This window comes from uncultured Microbacterium sp., from assembly GCF_913776565.1.
Classification (GTDB): Bacteria; Actinomycetota; Actinomycetes; order Actinomycetales; family Microbacteriaceae; genus Microbacterium.
The window spans coordinates 1-5,594 of sequence record NZ_CAJYPF010000061.1 but is presented as its reverse complement, the minus strand read 5'-3'; the positions used below and the strand labels follow the sequence as shown (position 1 = coordinate 5,594).

The 5,594-nt window shown below is 68.1% G+C and carries 4 protein-coding genes; all 4 read right to left on the bottom strand.

Annotated features, from left to right (window positions below; all coding sequences use genetic code 11):
* Positions 1-645: 645 nt before the first annotated feature.
* Complete coding sequence (locus QZ433_RS03955; RefSeq protein WP_295780118.1) at positions 646-2,052, bottom strand: GTP pyrophosphokinase family protein; 1,407 nt, start codon at positions 2,050-2,052, stop codon at positions 646-648.
* 176 nt (positions 2,053-2,228) lie between these two features.
* On the bottom strand, positions 2,229-3,602 hold the full coding sequence (locus QZ433_RS03950) for an FAD-dependent oxidoreductase (RefSeq protein WP_295780117.1): 1,374 nt from the start codon (positions 3,600-3,602) through the stop codon (positions 2,229-2,231).
* A gap of 43 nt (positions 3,603-3,645) precedes the next feature.
* Positions 3,646-4,707, bottom strand: a complete 1,062-nt coding sequence (locus QZ433_RS03945; protein ID WP_295780116.1) for a polyprenyl synthetase family protein — start codon at positions 4,705-4,707, stop codon at positions 3,646-3,648.
* Positions 4,708-4,770: 63 nt separating this feature from the next.
* Positions 4,771-5,490 (bottom strand): demethylmenaquinone methyltransferase, encoded by a 720-nt coding sequence (locus tag QZ433_RS03940; protein WP_295780115.1) that lies wholly within the window; start codon positions 5,488-5,490, stop codon positions 4,771-4,773.
* Positions 5,491-5,594: the final 104 nt, after the last annotated feature.

The window sequence follows — 5,594 nt, the reverse complement described above, 5'->3', positions numbered from 1 at the left end:
GTACCAGGTGAGGGTCGGCACCCCGTCACCCGCCGCGCACGCCCCGAGTGTGCCCGCGAGGGCGAGCACCGACGCCCCGGCCACGATCCGTCTCACCGTTCGCATCCGGCCCCCTCGCCTCGGTGCGCGGGCGTCCGTGCCCGGCGTCGTGGCTCCCATCCTGACGAGGCGGGGCGAATCCGAGGATGAGGGTTGCCCCCGCCGATCGGGGGATGGTACTCGCGCGACCTCAGCTCTGGAGGCGGCGGACACACGTGAGCGTCAGCAGCAGCTAGTACTTGACCTGAACGAGAGCTGACCGGGGCCGCAAAGTTGTCGCGAGCTTGACGATGTCGAGCCATAGCAGCCGGTTACCAGCCGCGTCGTGCAGGCCGTGGTAGAGGTTGAAGCCATCGATGTAGACGATGAGTCGTTCTGCCCCTGCGGCTTCCACACTCCCCTCCACTTCCCTGCGGTGATATTCTGGGAGAACACCACAGCAGCGGTTGATTGTCACGATCGCTGCCCGACGCCCTCCCTCCCGGAGGGCGTCTTTGTTTTCATCGGCGGGCCGCTCCGCGCGTACACGTCAACGTTCCGGCGCCATCGAGTAGAAGGTGCATCGACCGGAATTGCGAGCGTCCCGTTCGGTGGGTGAAGGTACCGCTACGGCCGAATCGAATCGAGCGTCTGTGCGACGGTTCGTCCGTCTCGCTCCACCCGAAGATCGAGACCGTCTGCCAGAGCGAGGAGATCTTTCATGAGTTCCTCAGACCCGTCACGATTGAGATTCGTCGAAACCCAGATGACCTCGCCCGGGTGAACCTCGACCGGCTTGCCTCGTGCGCCCCGGGGCAGATCATCGAACCGACTGACCGCATCCAATTCCGTCACGCGCTCGATGCTCTTCTCGCGCGCGATGAGCGCCGCCAGCTCTCGAACGACTCCCGTCGCGGTCAGGGGCCGCAGCGGGAGATGCTCCGGCCGATCGACTCCCTCGATGTAGTACACCTTGTACCGGCTCTTCCCGCGCAAACGATCGAAACGCCACTCCAACTGCTGTGAACGCGAGCGGACCTGACCGAGAGCACCCGTATCGCGGATGTACTTCTCCCCGAATCTCGCGAGCAGCTCGTCGTCGAATCGACGGATCGAGGTGACGGGCGTCGTGTAATCCATCAGGTCGAGGACCTGCTCGCTATCGATGGGTTCGAGCGCCGCCTTCAGAGCTCCCATCGTGTCGATCCCGCAGGCAGCCGCCAGCTGCAATCCGAAGACGATTCCGCTGTCGCTCGGCGGACGGTCATCTGGAAATCGCGTGGCGAGGAAGGTCGCGAGGCTCTCCGCCGTGAGAGCGGTGTCGTCCGTCTCGTGCGAGCTTGTCGGCGCGGCTCCGCTCTCATCCAGATGTGTCGCCGACTCGTCCACCGACGGCCGCGCGAGGATGCGGTCGATGGCGACGAAGACCTCGTCAAGCGCTCGCCGCGCGTCTGACGCCGCACCGAACAATTGATCGATGGTCTCCTGGTCTTGCTCGTCGATCGATCCGTATTGCGCCCCCTTGTATCGACGCGCGTGCTCGAACTCCGCCCACGCGTGACCGGCGACAGTGCGGATCTGCACCTCGATGCCGCCGAGTTCATCGAAGAATCGGGACAGGCTTCCGCCCGAGATCAGCCAGTCGGTCTCGATGGACGACTGCTGACCGGACACGACGATGTGCTGACAGTCATAGCCACGCAGCCGCTCGGGCTTGTCGTCTCCGGGGTTGCGATCCTCGCCCTCGATGACGCTGAATCGCTCACGGATGAGGTCGCCGGTGCGGGCTCGATCCGTGTTCGAGTACGTGATGATGCGGACGGCCACGATGTCCGTCATTTCGCGCATCGGGGACGCGTAGCGTTTGAACGCCTGCTTGCGTTGCGCGGAGGCAATCGATTTCACCCGCGCTGAGACGTCGTGTGCCCTGATACCCGCTTCCTGAAGCAGCCGCTCGACGTACGATTGCATCTCGTCCGCCGCCCCCGGAATCCAGTCCCACGTCGTGTAGTCGAGAGCAACGTCTTCGGTCACCTGCATGCTCCTTGCATTCGTCCGCTGTGCGTCAGCGGCGCCACGCTACCGGGGCTGAGGGGCTCCGAACACCCATCACCGAGGAAGCTACACCTGCATCCCGGGGGATTTCACCCTGAAGCGCGGCCCGCGAACGACGAACCGCCCCGTCCGGAGACGGGGCGGTTCGATGGGGATCACTCGCCGCGCGAGATCGCGATCATCTCGTCGCGCGGCACGACCTTGATGCGGGCACGCTCGTGCGGGGCGCCGAGGCCGATCTCGTGCTCGTCGAGGCGGTGCCAGCCGTCGAGATCGGTCCAGCGGACGCCGCGCTCGGCGAGAAGCGCCGGGATGGCCTCTTCTTCGGGATGCGCGGGATGCCACCACTCGCCCTGGTCGTTGATGACGTGGCGCACGGTCTCCATGGCATCCGACTTGGTGTGCCCGATCAGGCCGACGGGGCCGCGCTTGATCCACCCGGTCGCGTACAGACCGGGGATCCGGGAGTTCGACTCGGCCGAGAGCACCTGACCCTCGTGGTTGGGGATGACGCCGCGCAGCTCGTCGAAGGGGATGTCCTTCAGGGGTGAGCCGAAGTAGCCGACCGCGCGGTAGATCGCCTGGATCGGAACCTCGCGGATCTCGCCGGTACCGACGACCCCGCCCTCGGCATCGGGCTTCGTGCGCTCGTAGCGCAGCGCGGCCACGCGACCGTCGGCGTCCTTCACGACCTCGAGCGGCTTGGCCCAGAAGTGCAGGTGCAGGCGGCGCGAGGCCTCTCCCCCGGCGTTGTTGACGCCCGGGCGGGTGCGCCACTGCTGCAGCACGCGGTCGATCACCTTGACCTGCTTGTTGGTCTCGATCGCCGTCTTCGACGCCTCGTCGTAGTCGAAGTCCTCGTCGTAGACGACCATGTCGACGTCGCGCAGCTCGCCGAGCTCACGCAGCTCGAGGGGCGTGAACTTGACCTGAGCGGGACCGCGGCGCCCGAAGACGTGCACGTCGGTGACCGGCGAGGCCTTGAGCCCCTGGTAGACGTTGTCGGGCACCTCGGTGGGCAGCAGGTCGTCGGCGTGCTTGGCGAGCATGCGGGTGATGTCGAGCGCGACGTTGCCGTTGCCGATGACGGCGACCGACTCGGCCTCGAGCGGCCACGTGCGCGGGACGTCGGGGTGCCCGTCGAACCAGCTCACGAAGTCCGCGGCGCCGTACGAGCCCTCGGCGTCGATACCGGGGATGTCGAGGTCGGCGTCGCGGATGGCGCCCGTCGAGAAGATGACGGCGTTGTAGTGCTGCTTCAGATCGTCGAGGGTGATGTCCTCGCCGAAGCGCACGTTGCCGAAGATGCGGATGTCGCCGCGGTCCAGCACCTCGCGCAGCGCCGTGATGACGCCCTTGATGCGCGGGTGGTCGGGGGCGACGCCGTAGCGGACCAAGCCGTAAGGGGCGGGCAGCTGCTCGAACAGGTCGATCGAGACGTCGAACTGACGCTCGGCTTTCAGCAGGATGTCTGCGGCGTAGATGCCGGCGGGGCCGGCTCCGACGATGGCGAGGCGCAGCTTCGTCATGGGTTCCTCTCGATCGCGATCGGGGGGTGGGGAGAAAAGGGAATCAGGCCGAGCGGTCGGCCACGGCGCGCGCGAAACGCGTCAGCGCCTCGCGGACCGCACTGTCGGGCAGCGGTGCGAGGGCGTCGATCGCCTCTTGCGACCACTGGTGCGCCAGGCGCAGGGTCTCGTGCGTGGTCTCGTGGTCGCGCAGCTCGGCGAGCGCCGTGTCGAGGATCGACGGGTCGGCGCCGGCGGCGATGCGCTCCTGGCCCTCGTCGATCCGTGCGCGCAGGTCGGCCGAGGCCGCGTCGGACCGGTGGCCGAGCAGCAGGTACGGCATGGTCGGAACGCCCGCGCGCAGGTCGGTGCCGGGCACCTTGCCGGTCTCGGACGGGTCGGGCGAGAGGTCGATCACGTCGTCGAGCAGCTGGAAGGCGACGCCCGCCTTCTCACCGAAGACGACCATGGGCTCTTCGAACTCCTCGGGGGCGCCCGAGTAGATCACGCCGGACTGGGCCGCGGCGGCGATCAGCGAACCGGTCTTGTCGGCGAGCACCTTGAGGTAGAAATCGACCGGCTCGTCGCCCTCTTGCGGGCCGACGGTCTCGTGCATCTGCCCGAGCACGAGCCGCTCGAAGGTGTCGGCCTGCAGCTGGATCGCGCGTTCTCCGCGGCGGGCCATGAGCTGGCTGGCGCGGGCGAACAGCAGGTCGCCGGTGAGGATGGCGATGTTGTTGCCCCACACCGTCTGCGCGCTGGGCACGCCGCGACGCTTGTCGGCGCCGTCCATGACGTCGTCGTGGTACAGCGACCCGAGGTGCGTCAACTCGAGCGCGGTGGCGACCTCGACGACCTCTTTCGTCGTGCCCTGCCCGAGTTGGGCGGTGAGGATCGCGAGCATCGGCCGCACGCGCTTGCCGCCGGCCTCGTACAGATAGCGAGCGGTGACGTCGGCGAGCTTGTCGGCGCTGCGCACCTCGCCCTCGAGCTCGGTCTCGACGCGCGCCAGACCCGCCTCCACCGTGGAGAGGAGGGTGCGCGAACGCAATCCTGCGAAGATGCGGTCGCTCAGGCCCAGCTTGCCCGACAGGCGGGTGCCGGCCGCGGACGGTCTCGGGGTCACGGTTTCAGCCTATCCTGGCGCGCTCGGGCGCGACCGCGGGTATCTCGACGGTTGACAGGGCTGCTAGGACGCGGGGCGGATGCCGCGGTGCAGAGCGACGATGCCGAGCGACAGGTTGCGGTACGCCACGTCGTCCCAGCCGGCATCCCGCATCCACGCGGCGAGCGTGGGCTGGTTCGGCCAGTCGCGGATGGACTCGTTGAGGTAGTCGTAGGCCTCGGCGTTGGAGCTCACGGCTTTCGCCACCAGGGGAAGCACCCGGTCGTTGTAGAAGCGGTAGAGGCCGTTGAAGACGCGGGACGGCGGGTGCGAGAACTCGCAGACGACGATGCGTCCGCCGGGGCGGGTGACCCGGCGCAGCTCCCGCAGCGCGCGACGCGGGTCGTCGACGTTGCGCAGTCCGAACGACATCGTGACCGCGTCGAACTCGCCGTCGGCGAAGGGGAGGTCGGTGGCGTTGGCCTGCACGAACTCGAGGTTGGGCACGTTCCCGTGGCGGCGGCGCCCCTCGGCGATCATCCCCTTCGAGAAGTCGGCCGCGACCACGTGCGCTCCGCTCGGCACGAACGCCATCGACGAGGTGCCGGTGCCGGCCGCCAGATCGAGGATGCGCTCCCCGCGCTGGGGGGCCACCGCGCGCAGCGTCGCGACACGCCAGAGCCGGTCGTTGCCGAGGCTGAGCACGGAGTTGGTGCGGTCGTAGGCCGCCGCGACCTGGTCGAACATGCCGCTGACGCGCTGCGGGTCTTTACCGAGGTCGGCGCGGTTGGGGTCGCTGCTCACCCGTCGAGTCTAGGCGCGTGCCGCCGAAGGATCGTCGGGGGTTGCCATCGTCGCGAGACGTTCGAGCCAGGGGCCTGTCACCGCGTCCGAGAACGGTGCCTCCC